Genomic DNA, 16,100 nt, shown 5'->3' with positions numbered 1-16,100 from the left:
GACCGGTGCGTGGGGCTTCGCTTAGCGGCTCTTGGAGGCCTGGAAGATGCCCCACTTCATGTCGCCCGCCTTGCAGAAGCCGTCCTTCATGGCCCAGCGATCGCGGAGGTAGTTCAGGTCTTGCTCGCTGAACTCCTTGACGAACGACTCGGGATTGGCGGCCAGCCGGTCGGACTCGCGCTTCATGATGTCGAGGAACTTGTCGGTCGCGTCTTCGACGACCACATCGACGAACCCGGCCGCTTCGAGGAGCTTGCCGTAGCTTGCCGGGTCGTGCAGGTCGTAGCCGGTCGAGGCGACGTAGGCCTGGAATTCGGGCGAGCCTGCGCCGAGGCCCTTGGCGTAGTCGGTGATGACGAGCTTGCCGCCCGGCTCGAGCAGGTCGTAGAGTCGGGAGAAGAGGCCCTTTTTGTCGGCGATGTGCATCAGAGCGTCGCGGCTCCAGATGATGTCGAACGTCTCGTTGGCCGGGATCTCCATGATGTCGCCGAGGAGGAACGTGGCGTTGGTGCCGTCTTTGAGTTCGGCGGCCCGTTCCTGGGCGATGGTGATCATCATGGGCGCGAGGTCAATGCCCGTGACCTTCGAGCCGTAATCCTTGGCCAGGTAGAACATGGCGCCACCGATGCCGCAGCCCACGTCGAGCACCCGCGCTCCGGGGAGCAGTCGGCCTTCGAGCTTGGAGCAGAGGTAGAGGGTGGTCTCGTGACCTCCGGTGCTGATGTAGCCTTCGCCGAAGATCCTTTCGTATCGCAAGATCCCTTTACGGGTGTACTGGCCGTTGTTGTCGTAGATCTGGGACGAGGAATCCGAGGTCTGCTGGGGCGTCATGGCGTGCCTTCGATTCGAGGATAACCGTTCTGGCAGGGACGGGATCGTCCTGTTTGCCGACCCCTGCCGGCCAATCCTCTTTAAGAACGGGGAGGCCCCCGTCCGGGGGCGCGAAAGAAAGATTGTAGTTAGGAGATGCCGGTTTCTCCAAGCCCTTGTTTTCCGGATGAACCGTCCCCCTCGTTGACTCAAGGGGCCGTGACGGGGCTCCTGAGCTGTCTCCTTGCCTCCCGGTATGCCTCGAAATTCTCGTTGGCATAGCGGACGTAGTCGAAATCAATGTCGGACGCCACCGTCTGGATCACGGCCCAGAGCGCCTCACGCAGGGAGGACATGGTTTTGAGGATGCGGAGGTCGCGGAGGTCGCACTCGTTGATTGTGTCGCGGTAAGCCTCCAGCAACGTGAGTTCCTGAGCTTCCGAAAAGGCGTTGTTGGCGCAGATGCCCGCCAGGTCAAACAGCGGATGGCCGATTCCGGCGTATTCCCAGTCGACCAGCCAGATCCGATCGTCGTGGTCATCGATGATGATGTTGCTGGCCAGCAGGTCGTTATGGCAGAGAACCGGCACGAACAGGCCGAGTTGTCGGGAAAGGTGGCCGGCGTCTTCGAGCAGTTCGTCGATGTCGCCCGGCAACCGCGCGTTCAGCGAAACGGCCGTTTTCGCGTACGTGCGCGCAGTCTGAAAGGGGGAGAAGTAGAGGATCTCCCCGGTGAGCTCATCCCACGATTCGTGCAGCGTTCGCAAGACGGCGGCCAGTTGAGGGATGAAGGCGAGGTCACGCACATCCTCGGGCGCGAGAGTCCGGCCCGAGACGTGCTGAGTGACGAGGACCCCGTCTTCCTGGTGGACGAGCTCGGGGGCGATCCCGCAGCCATGTGCCGCCTTGTGGCAAACGACTTCGTTGCGGCGGTCGATCCCGAGCAACGCCTTGTCGACGCAGAGTCGCGCCACGTAGAGATGCCCGGCGTCGCTGACCAGGTAGTTGTGATTGGTGATGCCACCCGGTAGAGGCTCGATCGTGACCGGTCGCGTCCAGTAGGAGAGGGTCTGAATGCGCTGAGTGTGGATTCGATCGGTATTCATGGAGTGGTATCGAGCCGAAATGTTGTGATCGGGTGAGCATGTCAGCGAAATCAGACACCTTCAGGGTGAGTCATTGAAAGGTCGAGAGCTTGCTCCGGTTGTTCGTCCCCTTGATCTCACGAATCCGAATGTTGCGGAACTCGATGGTTCCGCCATGGTTCTGGAGGCAGACGTACCCCTTGAGCGGCTTTTTCTTGAGCGCTTCGATGGTGTTTTGATCGACGTCGATAATCGCCTTGTCGTTGAGCGTGACCTTGATCTCGGAGCCGACGCATTCCACGATGATCCTGTTCCACTCCAAGGCCGGCTTCATGGCGCTTTCCTTGGGAGCGACGTACCGATAAAGCGATCCACTGCTGTGCGTCGATGCCGGCTGGCCCGCATCGTCGGTCAACTGGATCTCATAGCTATAGATCGAGGGGCGAGTGGCCCTGGAACTCTTGGGATCGAAGACCCGCGTGCGGATGCCCAGGCCACTGTTGCACTTGGGAGCCATGCGGAACTCAACCTCGAAGACGAAGTCGGCGAACTGCTCGCGGTCGTACCGAAGAAAACCGAATCCCTGCCCGGTGCAGAGGATCTCGCCGTCCTTCACGCTCCAGACCGGTCTGGTTTCGCCATCCTTCACGAAGTCCTTGACCCCCTCGGCCACCCACCCATCCAGATCCTTGCCGTTGAACAGGTCCCGAAAGTCTTCGGCAACCGCGGGAACCCCGAGCCAGGCGAACAACGACGCCGTCACCACCCAACGAACGCAGGACATGATTTCGATCTCCCGTTCGGCCGGATTCAATTCCTCAACGGATGACGCGCAGACATCCCTCTTCGGCCACGAAGGGGGCTCCAGGCATGCCTCTTTTGCCGTGAAAGGTATGCTCGGATCGAGACGAGGAGAGCCGTCGGACCCACGCGCTCGTGATTCGGGGCGCGGGGCACTCGAAGAATCGGATCATATCGTACTGGTTCGTGAAAGGGAATCTCGCGAAGGTAGCGAGGACAGGAAGTTTGGGATCGCCGGCGTTCTCGGCCCGACTCCGGCCTCTGCCAAAGTCGCCATGGCGGGGACCGTGGGCGCCCCGCCCGCAATTCGATCGGAATCGAACACGAGCGGACGGGCGCCCCGCAGTCCTGGCGAAGAGGCGTTCAGGCTTGGATCTCGTACCCTTGACGCTGCTCGCGGCTTTGCCACTTGTTGGCGTCGGGGTCGCCGACGATTTGTTCGCTGTCCGGGTCCCAGGTGAGGGTTCGCCCGAGCCGGAGCGCGATGTTGGCGAGGTGGCAGGTGGTGAGCATTCGGTGATGGGAAGCGACGTCGGAGACCGGTGTGGCTCGGTCGCGCACGCACTCGATGAAGTTCCCCATGTGGGTGTCGATTCGCCTGCCTTTGCGGAGCGCGATCAAGGCCGACTCGGGGATCGGGTTCTTGGCCAGCTCGTCGACGGGTTCCCCGACCAGCTTGCTGCGACTGACGAAGAAGGTTCCGTTCTCTCCCTCGAACTCGATACCGTTCTCCGTGTCGTGGCGGATCAGGAGCTCCACCTCGTTGGGAAAGAGGCAGCGGACCCGGAACGCGGTGGCCGCATTGTAACGGTCATCGACGGTCGGCATTCCGTTCTGGAAGGGGACCGGGTGCTCGGCGGAGAGAACTTCGACCGTCTTGGGGCCGGATTGTTCCATGCCGATGGCCCACTGGGCGATGTCGACGTGGTGAGCTCCCCAGTCGGTGATCTTGCCGCCCGAGTACTCGTACCACCAGCGGAAATTGTTGTGGCAACGCTCGGCGATGTAGTCGACCTTGGGCGTTTGGCCCAGCCACATGTCCCAGTTGAGCGACGCGGGCGGTTGAGTCTTCCGAAAGGTCTTACCCTCGTCGGGCGTGCCGCCGATGGCGCAGGTCACGCGTTTGACTTTGCCGATCCGCCCGTCGCGGACCATGGCGACCGCGGTCAAGAACATATTCTTGTTTTCGCTCCGCTGCTGGGTGCCGACCTGGACGATTCGCTTCGTCTCCTCGACGACCTTGCGGAGCTGTTTGCCTTCGTCGATCGTCAGGGTCAGCGGCTTCTGGCAGTAAACATCCTTACCGGCGCGGAGGGCAGCGATGGCAATTCGGGTGTGCCAGTGGTCGGGCGTGCTGATGGTAACGATATCGATATCGTTGCGGTCGAGCAGCTTACGGTAGTCCTCATAAATGTCGGCCTTGCCATTGCCGATACTCTTCTCGTTCTTGGCGGACTCGGCATGTTCGCGGTCGACGTCGCAGACGGCCAGGATGTCGCCGTAGCGCTTCACGGCCTTGGCGTCACCTCGCCCCATGCCGCCGAGACCGATGCAACCGACCCGCGGTCGCTCATTCGGCGACTTGGTCTCGTCGGCCATGGTGCGCGACCCGGAATCAGCAAAGTGGAGCAGGATTCCACCGGACGTCGCGGCGGCCGAGGCTCGCAGGAAGTCGCGTCTCGTCGGTCGGCTCATCGACCTGGTCTCCAAAAGTGATGAGGCGGACCGGTGGCCCGCCCGGGTTTCGGGATGGGGAGCGGTGGAGAGCGAGAATCGCGGGCACGTCGCGAAACTCAAAAGTGTCGGTGATCGTCAGGCGTGGGCGGCCGACATTATAGCGAACCCTTGGGGTCGCGATGAGAGGGTCGATTCCATACACGCCTTCGAATTTCCGTTAGCCTTGAATCATTTCCCGCGGCTCCATGGGGGCAAGCGGCGACAAGTGGTCATCTGGTCGCTCGGTCAGGTCCTTGCCGGTAGGAGCGTCGTCGAGTGTAATCCACCAAGGGTTGAACGGCTCGCAGGCGTTCGATGCCCCTATCCGACTCGTTAATCGATCCACAATGGGTTTGGATCGCACGATAACGAACCCCGAGGCCGATCGCCATGGACCGACTCCTCGACTCTCCAACCTCTCGCTCGCGACTCTCCCTCAAACGGTTTGCCGTGCTCCTCACCGGGATCACACTGCTCCAGGGCCCATTCGCTCAGGCGGCCGGGTCGCTCGAGGTCCGGCCCGGGGACCATATCAGCCTGATCGGGAACACGCTCGCGGACCGGATGCAGCACGACGGCTGGCTCGAGACTTATCTCTACAGTCGATTTCCGGACCGCGACTTGGTCGTCCGCAACCTGGGCTTCTCGGGAGATGAGATCGACCTCTCACGCAGAATTCGCTCGAAGGACTTCGGCACGCCCGACCACTGGCTGACCTTCACCAAGGCCGACGTCATCTTCGCCTTCTTCGGCTACAACGAGTCGTTCGCGGGACAAGCGGGGCTCGATGCGTACAAGGAAGAACTCACGAACTTCATCAAGCATTCACTTGCTCAAAAATACAATGGGAAAGAGGCGCCCCGGCTCGTCCTTTTCTCGCCCATCGCGCACGAGAACCTGCACCAACCCAACCTTCCCGACGGCGCCGAGAACAATGCACGGCTGAAGCTGTACACCGCCGCCATGCGCGAAGTCGCCCGAGCTCATGGCGTGTTGTTCGTCGATCTATTCACACCGACAAGTGAAATTTATAAAAAAAGTGAAAAGGCGTTGACGATCAATGGCGTCCACCTCAATGAAGAGGGCAACCGAGAGCTTGCCCGTGTGATCGACGAGGCCCTCTTTCCCGACGGCCCCGCGCCGAAACGCGACCCGGCCGAGCTGGAGCGGCTGCGCAACGCGGTCGTGGACAAGGCCTTTCACTGGTTCAACCGCTACCGGACGGTCGACGGCTACTCGATCTACGGCGGTCGAGCTGACCTGAAGTTCACCGACGGCCAGACCAACCGCGTGGTCGCCCAGCGCGAGATGAAAGTCCTCGACGTGATGACCGGCAACCGTGACCAGCGGATCTGGGCGGTCGCCAAGGGGGGCGATCTGAAAGTTGACGACATCAACACTCCTCCCTTCATCCCCGTCATCACGAACAAGCCGGGGAAGGGGCCCAACGGCGAGCATATCTTCCTGGATGGCGAAGAAGAGATCCGGACGATGACCGTCGCCAAAGGGCTGAAGGTCAACCTGTTCGCCTCCGAGAAAGAGTTCCCGCTGCTGGCCAAGCCGGTGCAGATGTCATTCGACCCCAAAGGCAGACTCTGGGTCGCGGTCTGGCCGACCTATCCTCACTGGAAGCCCAAGGAGGAGATGAATGACAAACTCTTGATTTTTGAAGACACCGACGGAGACGGCAAGGCCGACTCGGTGAAAACGTTCGCCGACCATTTGCACTGCCCGACCGGATTCGAGTTCGCCAACGGCGGTGTCTATGTCGCGCAGGCGCCCGACCTCGTCTTCCTCAAGGATACTGACGGCGACGACAAGGCCGACGTCCGACAACGCGTCCTCAGCGGGCTCGACTCGGCCGATACCCACCACACGTCCAATAGCTTCTTGCTCGACCCGGGCGGTGCGCTCTATTTCCAGGAGGGGACGTTCCACCATACCCAGGTCGAAACGCCGTACGCTCCCTCTGAGCGTTGTATTAATGCCGGGGTCTTTCGCTACGAGCCGCGTACCCAGAAATTCGATGTCTACGTCAGCTACTCGTTCGCCAACCCGCACGGCCATGTCTTCGACCGCTGGGGTCAGGACATCGTGACCGACGGCACCGGGGCCGTGCCTTATCACGGCACTCTCTTCTCCGGCCACCTCGACTTTCCCGAAAAGCATGGCCGTGCCCCCTCGGTCTACAAGCAGCGCACCCGGCCTTGCCCGGGCCTCGAAACGCTCTCGAGCCGGCACTTTCCCGAGTCGATGCAGGGGAACCTGCTCGTGCCCAACGTCATCGGGTTTCAGGGCATCCTTCAGTACAAGATCGAAGATAACGACGCCAGCCTCTCCGGTACGGAGCTCGAGCCGATCCTCTCCTCGTCGGACCTGAACTTCCGCCCTTCGGATGTCGAGATCGGCCCTGATGGTGCGATCTACTTTCTCGACTGGCAGAACCCGATCATCGGCCACATGCAGCACAACTTGCGCGACCCGAGCCGGGACCGCCTGCACGGCCGCGTTTATCGGATCACCGCCGAGGGCCGCCCGCTTCTGAAGTCACCCAAGATCGCGGGTGAGCCCGTCGAGACACTGCTCGACCTGCTCAAGGAGCCCGAGGACCGTGTCCGCTACCGGGTCAAAACCGAACTGGGGGCGCGGCCGACCGAGGAAGTTCTGGCTCCGATCAGCAAGTGGGTGGCCAGCCTCGATAAGACCGACCCAGACTATGAGCACCACGTCCTCGAAGCCCTCTGGGTTCATCAGTACCACAACACGGTGAATATCGACCTGCTCAAGCGAGTGCTCCGTTCCCCCGACTTCCGCGCCCGAGCGGCGGCGACCCGAGTCCTCTGCTACTGGCGTGACCGGGTGCCCGAGGCGCTCGAGCTCCTCAAGACGCAGGCGGCCGACACTTACCCCCGCGTCCGTCTCGAGGCGATCCGCGCGGCCAGCTTCTTCAAGGTGCCCGAGGCGATCGAAATCCCGCTCATCGCGGCCGAGCATCCGCTCGACGAGTTCCTCGAGTACACGAGTGGCGAGACGAGGAAGGCGCTCGACCCGTACTGGAAGAACGCCATCGCCAAGGGACAGCCGATCGCCTTCACCACCGCCGCCGGCGCCCGGTTCATCCTCAAGAACATCGGTACGGATGAGTTGCTCAAGATGAAGCGGGACCGTGGGGTTGAACTCGAGCTGCTCTTCCGTAAGGGGATTCGTGACGAGGTCCGCCGCGAGGCGTTGACCGGCCTTGCCAAACGCGAGAACAAGCCAGAGCTTCGAGTCCTGATCGACGCCATCCGGAGCCAGGACGGCCAGAAGGGGGACCGGGACGAGAGCGTCGTCTTCGATCTCGCCCGCCTGCTCACCGGCCGGAGCGTCACCGAACTGGCTGGTGTCCGTGGCGACCTCGAAGCGATGGCGATTCAGTCGGTCTTGCCGGTCACTCGCCAGCTCGGCTTCGTGGCCCTGATCGCTGCCGACGTGAACGTCGAGAAAGCCTGGGCGCTGGGCGAGAAATCGGTGCCCGCGCTCCGGGACTTGCTGGGGGCGATGCCCTTGATTCGCGACCCGGGCTTGCGGGCGAGCCTCTATCCCAAGGTCGAACCGCTCTTGAACGGCCTGCCCAAGTCGCTCGCCTCATCCGCATCCCAGGCCAAAGGGACTTACGGCCGTTATGTGCGGATCGAGCTGCCAGGGCGGCAAAGAACCCTGACCCTGGCCGAGGTCGAAGTGATGAGCGACGGCCGCAACCTGGCCCCCGCGGGGAAAGCGTCTCAGAAGAATACCTCCAACCGTGGCGAGGCGAAGCGGGCCATCGACGGCAACCGGGTCGGCGACTTCAGCTCCAACGGTCAGACCCATTCCGAGGAGAACACGCCGAATCCGTGGTGGGAGGTTGACCTCGGGGCCGAGCAACCCCTCGACTCGATCATCATCTACAACCGGACCGATGGTAATCTTGGGAAGCGGCTCGATAACTTCAACCTCACCATCCTCGACGGCCTCAGGAACGTCGTGCTCGAGAAAAGCAAGCAACCGGCCACCACCGCCAGGCTGACTTACAAGCTGAGTGGGGGAGGCCCCGAGGATATCATCCGCCGCGCGGCGATGAATGCCCTCACCTACGTTCGCGGCCAGGAGGCGCAAACCTTCAAGAGCTTGGCCCGATTCGTCAGCGAAGGGATCGATCGCCCAGCCGCGATCCAGGCCCTTCAACGGATCCCGGCCGCCGACTGGCCCGAGGCCGAAGCCCGACCGCTCCTGGATCGCCTCATCGCCCACGTCCGCACGATTCCGGCCGCCGATCGCACCAACCCGGCGGCGCTCGACGCTCTCCAACTGGCCGACGCCCTGGCCTCGAAGCTCCCCCTCGAGCAAGCGAAGCGGATCCGCAAGGAACTCGGCGAGCTTGGCGTGCGCATCATCCGGCTGGGGACGTTGCCCGAGCAGATGCTTTTCGACAAGGAACGCCTCGCGGTCAACGCCGGCAAGCCGGTCGAGATTCGCTTCGAGAACAACGACCTGATGCCGCACAACGTCGTCGTGATCGAGCCCGGAACCCTCGAGGAAGTCGGATTGCTCGGGGAATCCACGGCGACCGATCCTGGGGCCCTTGCGAGAAACTATGTTCCTTCCTCGAAGGGAGTGATCCTGGCGAGCCGTCTGCTCCAACCCCGGGAGTCGCAGACGCTCGCGTTCACCGCGCCGAGCCAGCCTGGTGTTTATCCTTATGTCTGCACCTATCCGGGGCACTGGAGACGCATGTACGGCTCGCTCTACGTCGTCGCCGACCTTGACGAGTATCTGGCCGATCCCGAGTCCTACCTCGCCAAGAATCCGTTGCCGATCAAGGATGACTTGCTCAAATCCAACCGACCGCGCAAGGAGTGGAAGTTCGAAGACCTGGTCTCAGCCGTGGCGCCGCTGGCCTCCGGCCGCTCCTTCAGCAACGGGAAGCAGATCTTCCAGGTGGCCACCTGTATCGCCTGCCACAAGGTCGACGGAGCCGGCCAGGAGTTCGGCCCCGACCTGACGAAGCTCGACTCCAAGCTCACGCCCGCCGACATTCTTCGCGAAATCCTCGAGCCATCGGCCAAGATCAACGAAAAGTTCCAGGCCTATACCCTGGCCACCGAGTCGGGCAAGGTCCTCACCGGCCTGATCCTCGAGGAGACCCCGAACCAATTGAAGTTGATCGAGAACCCGCTGGCCAAGACGGCGCCCGTCGTGCTGAAGCCTTCGGAGATCGCCGAGCGAGCCAAGTCGCCGATCTCGATCATGCCCAAGGGCTTGCTCGACAAACTGACGCGTGAGGAAATCCTCGACCTCGTCGCCTACATCGCCTCGCGAGCGAACCCCAAGAGCGAACTCTATCAGTCAGGGGGGCATGACCACAGTGCGGGAGGGCACTGATACCTTCGGACTCAATCCAAAAGGGACTCAATCCAATAGGGACGGAGCGCTATTGCAATCGCTCCGTCTCTTTTTGTACCGCATGTGATGAAATCATCGCAAGTCTCGTGCTTGCCGAGGCTGAGATGTAAAATTTGCGATGATTCGATGCAGCGCTAGGAAGCCTCCCGCTACTCGTTCCCACGGTTCCTCGTGGGAATGAAGTCTGGGACGCTCAGCGTCCTCGGCTTTCGAACGCCAGACGACGCGGAGCGTCGGGGACGGCATTCCCAGGGGGACCGTGGGAACGAGGGTGATTCCTTGCTCTTTGGCGGGTCGCTGATATTTTTCGCGTCACCACTCGCCGATCGATGATGCTCATTGCGCTGCCGGCGGTTGTGTTGGCAGCAGATTAGCGAGCAATAGATGGTTAGACACTTTCGCGTTTTTATGAATGCGAATCAGGAAACGTGCATGATCGCTTTTTTTTCTGGCCTTTTCACCGGCCCCTGCGGCCTTCCGTAGCCGCCATCCGACGTGGTCGAGTGGGAGTTCATGTCAACATCACGAGATTGCGTTTGTCTAAAGGGGTTTGTTGAGCGATGGATTTTGGCGGCTTCATCCTGTTCGCTCTGCTTGCGGTGGGATTGCTTGTCGGCAGCCTATTACTTGTTGCCGCTTTCTTCACGCGTTCGCCTCGACGTTGGCATGGCCTTGGCCTGTGGTTGGGTGGGGTAATGTTACTGGTAGTCTTCGGACGCCATTTATACCAAGCGTACTGGCTCGACGAGAGTCTCTATATGGCCGCTGCCAGGGGCGACACCGCACAAGTTGAAATCTTGTTATCTGCCGGGGCCAGTCCGAACGCGACATGGGAAGATGGGAACTCGGCCCTCTCCAGTGCACGATCCCATGGTCACAAGGCCGTTGTGATCATACTGGAGCACGCCGGCGCGACCCAGTAGCCGAACTCCGGTAAAGCTCTCGGACATGCAATAAATAGCCAGTCACTGCAGCAAACCCTGAATCTCGATGGATTCCAGCCCGTGCGCCTGCAAACGGACAATGCGGTCGAACGTGCGTTGATCTGGCGGCGGATCAATGTGGGGAGCGACAGCGAGGCGGGGTGCCCGTTCATTGGAGTGGATGCTGTCGGTGATGGCGACCTGCCGGCAGGAGGACCTGCCATCGAATTCGGCCTTTCGCATCTCCCGGACCGTTTGCGTGCCTGTCGATGACCGCTTCAAACGCTCCCAGCGGGTATGGAATCCGGAAAGGGCACCCGGCAAGGGGGACTGGCCAGCGGCGCATCATGAATGGCCAAGGCTTCACTCCCGGACGTCACATCCCGGCACGCTCGCCCAGGCTGTTTGCTTCCGCCTCCAGGTCGACCTCGACCATTCCGCGGGGGACGTTCGGGATTCTCGCCCCGCTCCGCTGCTGGACGACGTGGGCCAGTTCGTGGCCGATGATTTCCTGGCAGTGGCTGGAGGCCAAGGAGGCGTGCCCGGGGGCGAGGTGGATGTTCGTGCCCTGGGTGTAGGCGATGGCTCCAACGTGGGTTGCCTGATGGCCCTCGTGAATGCGAATGGCGGAGAAATCAGCCCCGAACGCCGCTTCCATCTGGTGGCGAAACGATTGCGGCAACAGTTGACCGTGACGCGCCGGTGCCGCTCCGCTCGCGTTCTGGGGTGTACTCATTTGCCCCGGATCGAGTTTCAAGGCCATCAGTCCATCCTTCCTTCTGCACAGGTTCATTATCGTCGCTGCCGCCATGGCCTGATGACGATGTCGTTGCACCGGCGGCCTCTCCCACCATCGCCGCTTAGGAGCGGGTGACATCACCTCCTGAGCAGAGGGGTTGCCGGCGGCTCGGCTCGGAGAGAACGCACAGAAGAACATGCGATGCCTCTCAACGCAATGCTCCTGGAGCGTCAGCGCCTTTTGTTCGTCCGCCGGCATCCACGGCGGAGCGAAAAAGCAACAAGGGTGCAGGGCAGGGGAGCGGCGGGAGTCACGCGCGGTCCCCATCAGGACGAACTGCTTTCAAGCTGGGGAGGGGCTTCAAGCGGAGAAGCCATGGGGTATTCCCGTGCTCGCTTTCCTTCGGTGGCGGATCTCAATGCCCGCCGGAGGCGACCAGCAGACTTCGGTTGAATCCGCCGGGGATCCTGGGGTTGGCCACGCTGGCGAGATACCACTCCACGACGTGAAAGTGGTTGGAATGAACCGGTGAGACGGCCCCGAAATAAGGGGTTGGGCCATCCACTCGGGTGTTCCAGACGCCGGCGCGGGGGGCCTCGTGGCCATAACCGCTCGGTCGAGTGGCCCAGTAGTTTTCGACGAACCGGGCGGAAGAACCCGCGGCCAGGACGTCAAAGATCAGGCCATGGTAGGTGACGGCGGGGTCGAGCAGCGTCAACTGCGCCACGGGCTGACCATGGCCGCTCATCAGCGTTCGCGCTGCGGAAGCGGCGACGATGGAGCCGGAGCTGTGCCCGATCAGGTGGGTTCGCGCTAGCGGCACCCCGGAGCGAAGCAAGGTGGCTGCCAGAAGCTGGCCCTGTTGTACCGCTTTCGACTCGTTGGCGCTCGTCTTCAAGCCGGCGACCGTCGCCGCATTCCATTTCCAGTCGAGCACGCTGAACGGAGGGCCGCCCCGCTGGGCGACGGCCTCGGCAAGCCGCTCGGTCATCGTAAAGTGCACCACGCGCGGGGCCGCGTTGCAGCCGTGAATAAAGACCAGCGTCGGCCGGCCCGGGTCGGGTGGGTCGAAGGGGCGCATGCCCGGTGTGAGATTGACGAGGACACCCTGAGAAGGGTCTCCTCCAAAACGGAGCAAGGCGGGGCGATCACCACACCCCGCGATCGTGGAGATCGCGGCCAGAAGCGCGACACAGGCCGCCATCGGGTCACTCCCAAGGTTGTCAGATCAGCTGGTGTCATACTCTGAGGGGGGCGCCACACCTGTAGCGCAAAGCTTCACTCTTCAGCATCGGTATTCCTCCGGGCTCGACTTTAATCCGAAATCAAACTCGCGGGCGGACTTGGTAAAGAAAGACTGTAAACGCGATCGGCCATGGCCGCATCGTCAGCCTGACAATTCCCGTAGGGTGGGCAGGGACTTTCTCACCGCCGATGCCAGGACCAGTGGACAGCGCGGACACTTTGGGCGGCCAAGGCAGCCCGAGGAGCCGAAGCAAGGCTCTGCCGGAAAAGGACTTCTGCGCCACCTACTGCCTACGCGACCACTACTGAAACTGTCCGCGCTTGTCCACCCTCGCTGAGAAAGTCCCGGTGGGCACGGCCCACCATCCCTTTATCTCCTTGCCAAAACACAAGTTAAAGATGGTGGGCCGTGCCCACCCTACGGGGAAAATCGGATTCTGGCTGCAAGTATATTACGGGTAATTTATAGTTTTATGATTTGTTGGAAGAAGCGTTGCGAACGTCTTCAGGAACCCTTTCGATCGTCCCTGGATTGTCGCCCCCAGGCGATTCGCGATCCACTCGGGCAAAAAAATGCGGGAGAGTTGCAATGCAAGGATGGCTTCATTTATCATCGCCCAACATGTTCAGCATCTCGCGATAATTTTCCGGTAAAGCTTAAAAATGGAGTCCCCCTCGCTCATGTTGCGTTATATCGTGGCGGTGCTCACGAGCTTAGTGATTGGCGTAACGGTTGCCTCGGCCGACGAGAAGGATCGGCCGATCCCTCAGAATCCCGAGCAGCAGCAGAAGCGGTATCGTGACATCCTGGCCTGGAACCGGAAGTCGCTTGGCGACGCGTACGAGAAAGTCGGTAAGAAGGACCCTCGCTGGGATGAGCAGGCCCGCAAGGCGCTGGAGGCCGCGGCCCGTTATTTTAGCCAGGTTGTCGACCCGAGCACCCAGCCTGAAGAGGTCTACTCGTGGGCGAAGCGTGCCGTCGATGCGGGGTGCGATGACCCTCTGATTCTCTACCTCTATGGTCGGGTGGCCGTCGGTGCCAACTTTCCCGGGCAGGAGGAGTACGAGCGACGCCAGGCGGCCGCCGCGTTGGCCTTGAAATCAAGCAACTACTCGGCGTACCGCCGGTACGTCGCGCTCGACCACTACTCGTACACCCAGGCGTACCGGGCGGGGGATGATGCCAAGGCACGCAAGGAGGCGTTCCAACTCCTTGATGAGACCCTCGACCTGATGATCGAGAGCCGCGCCAAGGACGACCGCACTCCGGAGACGGTTTCCGATTGCCTGGATACCGCCCGGCAAGTCATCTGGGGCTACCGCGCTCTGGGCGAGGACTATCAGGCTGCGTTCGACCGCGTCGATGCGAAACTTGCCAAAGCCGAGGGCCTCAAGGGGTTCAGGCAACTGCTCAAGGGTTCCTGCCTCATCAGTTACGCCTGGGAGGCCCGTGGATCCGGTTTCGTCAATACCGTCACCGAAGACGGTGCTCGGAAGTTTCACGAGCGGTTGGCCGATGCACGCAAGGCGCTTGAGGGAGCGTGGGACCTCGATCCCAGCATCACGAAAGCCGCGACTCTGATGCTGACCGTCGAGCTCGGGTCGGGGGGCGATCGCGACGTGATGGAGAAGTGGTTTGAGCGGGCGATGCAGGGGGACAGCGATAACCTTGCGGCCTGTGAAGCCAAAATGGATTGGCTCGACCCGAAGTGGCACGGCACTCCCGAGGACTTGCTGGCATTCGGCCAGGCCTGTCGAGACACGAAGAATTGGCGGAGTGGAATTCCCCTGTTGTTGGCCAACGCCCACTTCCGGTTGTCCCTCCACCTCGCTCCCGCCGATAGGCAAGTCTATTTTCATTCCTCAAAGACCTGGCGTGATATCAAAGAAGTGTATGAGGAGTTCCTGGCGCACAAGACTCCCAATCAACGGCAACGAAGCGAATTTGCCCTCTACTGCTTTCTTTGCGGTCACTATCCCGAGTCAAAAAAGCAATTCGATTTGCTGGGCGACAGCCTGGTGGCGACGAGCAGCTATTCGCTGGATGCGATGAAGAAGATTCGCGCGTTGGCCACTGAGCAAATGGCCCCCAAGCCGGCCGATACGGGCCTTCCCCCTGCGCCGAAAGGATTTACTCCGCTCAGTCTCGAGTGGGATGATCCTTCGGGAGAAACCGGGGTTCTGACTTCTCTGAATGAATGTCTCTCGATCAGCGACAAGCTCGACGTCATCCTGTTTCACAAAGACATTTTTCTCTTGAAGAAGGGGAAGACGGCCGTTCGTGTCTATCACGACGATGGGCGTTACGTTCGCCTTGAGCCCCCTTGCTATGATGGGCGTTACGTCTGGGTGCCCGTCCGGTCGGAGGATGACCCGCCCTTCCTGGTCGTCATCGACCCGGCGACGGATCAGACCTGGACGGTGGCCATCGGCGATGGTCTGCCGTTCAAGCCGCAGGACGAGATGCCCGAGGATGGGGCTCAGTTCATCCAGGTTGCGGCGATTGAGCCCGGCAGAGTGTGCGTGAGCGGATCACATCTCAGCTCCTGGGTCGCCAACGTCTCATTCGAGCCTCAGAAGGGGAAATCGGTCGATATCTTGCTTCAGGCGGACGAGAAATCTGACAACAAGGATCCCGACCACTGGAAGCGAACCAGCATCCGATTTCGTCCCACCTACATGGCGACTCTCACCGAGCCCCAACGCGACGGAGGCGAGGGGCCGCGCCGGCTGATCCTGGTGGATCGTAATGGTTCGAGTGCGATTAACAATCATCCTCTGGTCGTCGACCCCGACGCCAAGTCGGTCACGGTCCTCCAGAGAGCGATTCATGTCTCGCCCTCCTCATCGATACTCCCGGGCGCCTTCAGCGTTCATGAAGGTCGCTTCTACTGGGTGGAGGGTTTTGGAAGGGCGAATCAAGGGCAAACCTTGATGCGTCTCAGTCTGGGCGAACTCGACGGGAAGCCCGTGATCCGCCGACTTGGGCCTGTCGAAAAGGTCGTCGTTCACGACGGCCGGATCGACCTCGTGGGCGAGCAATGGGCGGAAGCCGACCTGAAGGGGGGCGACGCTCGACCGCTCACGATCAAGCTCCCCTGGCTTTCGATGCGTGACTTCTCGACCCAACTCAAGGCCGAACGCTTGGGAGCAGGTGACCCCACCAAACCGCTGATCCGTTTCACGGGCCTTTGCTATAGCCGTCAACTTGGTCTGCTTGCGCTCTGCGGAACCAAGACCTCCACCGGCATCGTGTATCAAGTCGATTTGGCCGAGGCGAAACAGGGGCAGGCCGGTTCCGCCCCGCAATAAGACTGTGGAATGAAGGAGGGCTCGGCCTGTCTCGCTCCTTTTATT

Annotated in this window: 10 protein-coding genes; 3 read left to right on the top strand and 7 right to left on the bottom strand. The window is 61.4% G+C overall.

Annotated features, from left to right (window positions below; translation table 11 throughout):
• Positions 1-21: 21 nt before the first annotated feature.
• From V5E97_RS23635 to V5E97_RS23620, 4 genes are all read right to left on the bottom strand, one after another.
• Entirely contained in the window at positions 22-831 is an 810-nt protein-coding gene (locus tag V5E97_RS23635; RefSeq protein WP_406694007.1) for a methyltransferase domain-containing protein, read from the bottom strand.
• 188 nt (positions 832-1,019) lie between these two features.
• A complete protein-coding gene (locus V5E97_RS23630; protein ID WP_406694006.1) occupies positions 1,020-1,916 on the bottom strand; it encodes a phosphotransferase in 897 nt (298 codons plus the stop codon).
• A gap of 70 nt (positions 1,917-1,986) precedes the next feature.
• On the bottom strand, positions 1,987-2,679 hold the full coding sequence (locus V5E97_RS23625; protein WP_406694005.1) for a 3-keto-disaccharide hydrolase: 693 nt from the start codon (positions 2,677-2,679) through the stop codon (positions 1,987-1,989).
• A 380-nt stretch (positions 2,680-3,059) separates the two neighbouring features.
• Positions 3,060-4,391 carry a Gfo/Idh/MocA family protein gene (locus V5E97_RS23620; protein WP_406694004.1) on the bottom strand — a complete coding sequence of 444 codons (1,332 nt, stop codon included), beginning with the start codon at positions 4,389-4,391 and terminating at the stop codon, positions 3,060-3,062.
• A 411-nt stretch (positions 4,392-4,802) separates the two neighbouring features.
• On the opposite strand from V5E97_RS23620, the gene V5E97_RS23615 reads away from it, so the two are divergent.
• Complete coding sequence (locus V5E97_RS23615) at positions 4,803-9,815, top strand: PVC-type heme-binding CxxCH protein (RefSeq protein ID WP_406694003.1); 5,013 nt, start codon at positions 4,803-4,805, stop codon at positions 9,813-9,815.
• 581 nt (positions 9,816-10,396) lie between these two features.
• Positions 10,397-10,759, top strand: a complete 363-nt coding sequence (locus V5E97_RS23610; protein WP_406694002.1) for an ankyrin repeat domain-containing protein — start codon at positions 10,397-10,399, stop codon at positions 10,757-10,759.
• A 42-nt stretch (positions 10,760-10,801) separates the two neighbouring features.
• Here the strand turns inward: V5E97_RS23610 and V5E97_RS23605 are convergent, their stop codons facing one another.
• From V5E97_RS23605 to V5E97_RS23595, 3 genes are all read right to left on the bottom strand, one after another.
• The gene (locus V5E97_RS23605; protein WP_406694001.1) at positions 10,802-11,002 is read right to left on the bottom strand and encodes a hypothetical protein; all 201 of its coding nucleotides are present in this window, start codon (positions 11,000-11,002) and stop codon (positions 10,802-10,804) included.
• 133 nt (positions 11,003-11,135) lie between these two features.
• The gene (locus tag V5E97_RS23600; protein ID WP_406694000.1) at positions 11,136-11,522 is read right to left on the bottom strand and encodes an eCIS core domain-containing protein; all 387 of its coding nucleotides are present in this window, start codon (positions 11,520-11,522) and stop codon (positions 11,136-11,138) included.
• Positions 11,523-11,913: 391 nt separating this feature from the next.
• Complete coding sequence (locus V5E97_RS23595) at positions 11,914-12,702, bottom strand: alpha/beta hydrolase family protein (RefSeq protein ID WP_406693999.1); 789 nt, start codon at positions 12,700-12,702, stop codon at positions 11,914-11,916.
• Between the two features lie 722 nt (positions 12,703-13,424).
• On the opposite strand from V5E97_RS23595, the gene V5E97_RS23590 reads away from it, so the two are divergent.
• Positions 13,425-16,055 carry a hypothetical protein gene (locus tag V5E97_RS23590; protein WP_406693998.1) on the top strand — a complete coding sequence of 877 codons (2,631 nt, stop codon included), beginning with the start codon at positions 13,425-13,427 and terminating at the stop codon, positions 16,053-16,055.
• Positions 16,056-16,100 lie beyond the last annotated feature (45 nt).

It is taken from the genome of Singulisphaera photorubra (assembly GCF_045290345.1).
Taxonomy (GTDB): Bacteria; Planctomycetota; Planctomycetia; order Isosphaerales; family Isosphaeraceae; genus Singulisphaera.
The sequence above is the reverse complement of the archived record's forward strand: the minus strand, read 5'-3'. Positions and strand labels throughout refer to the sequence as shown.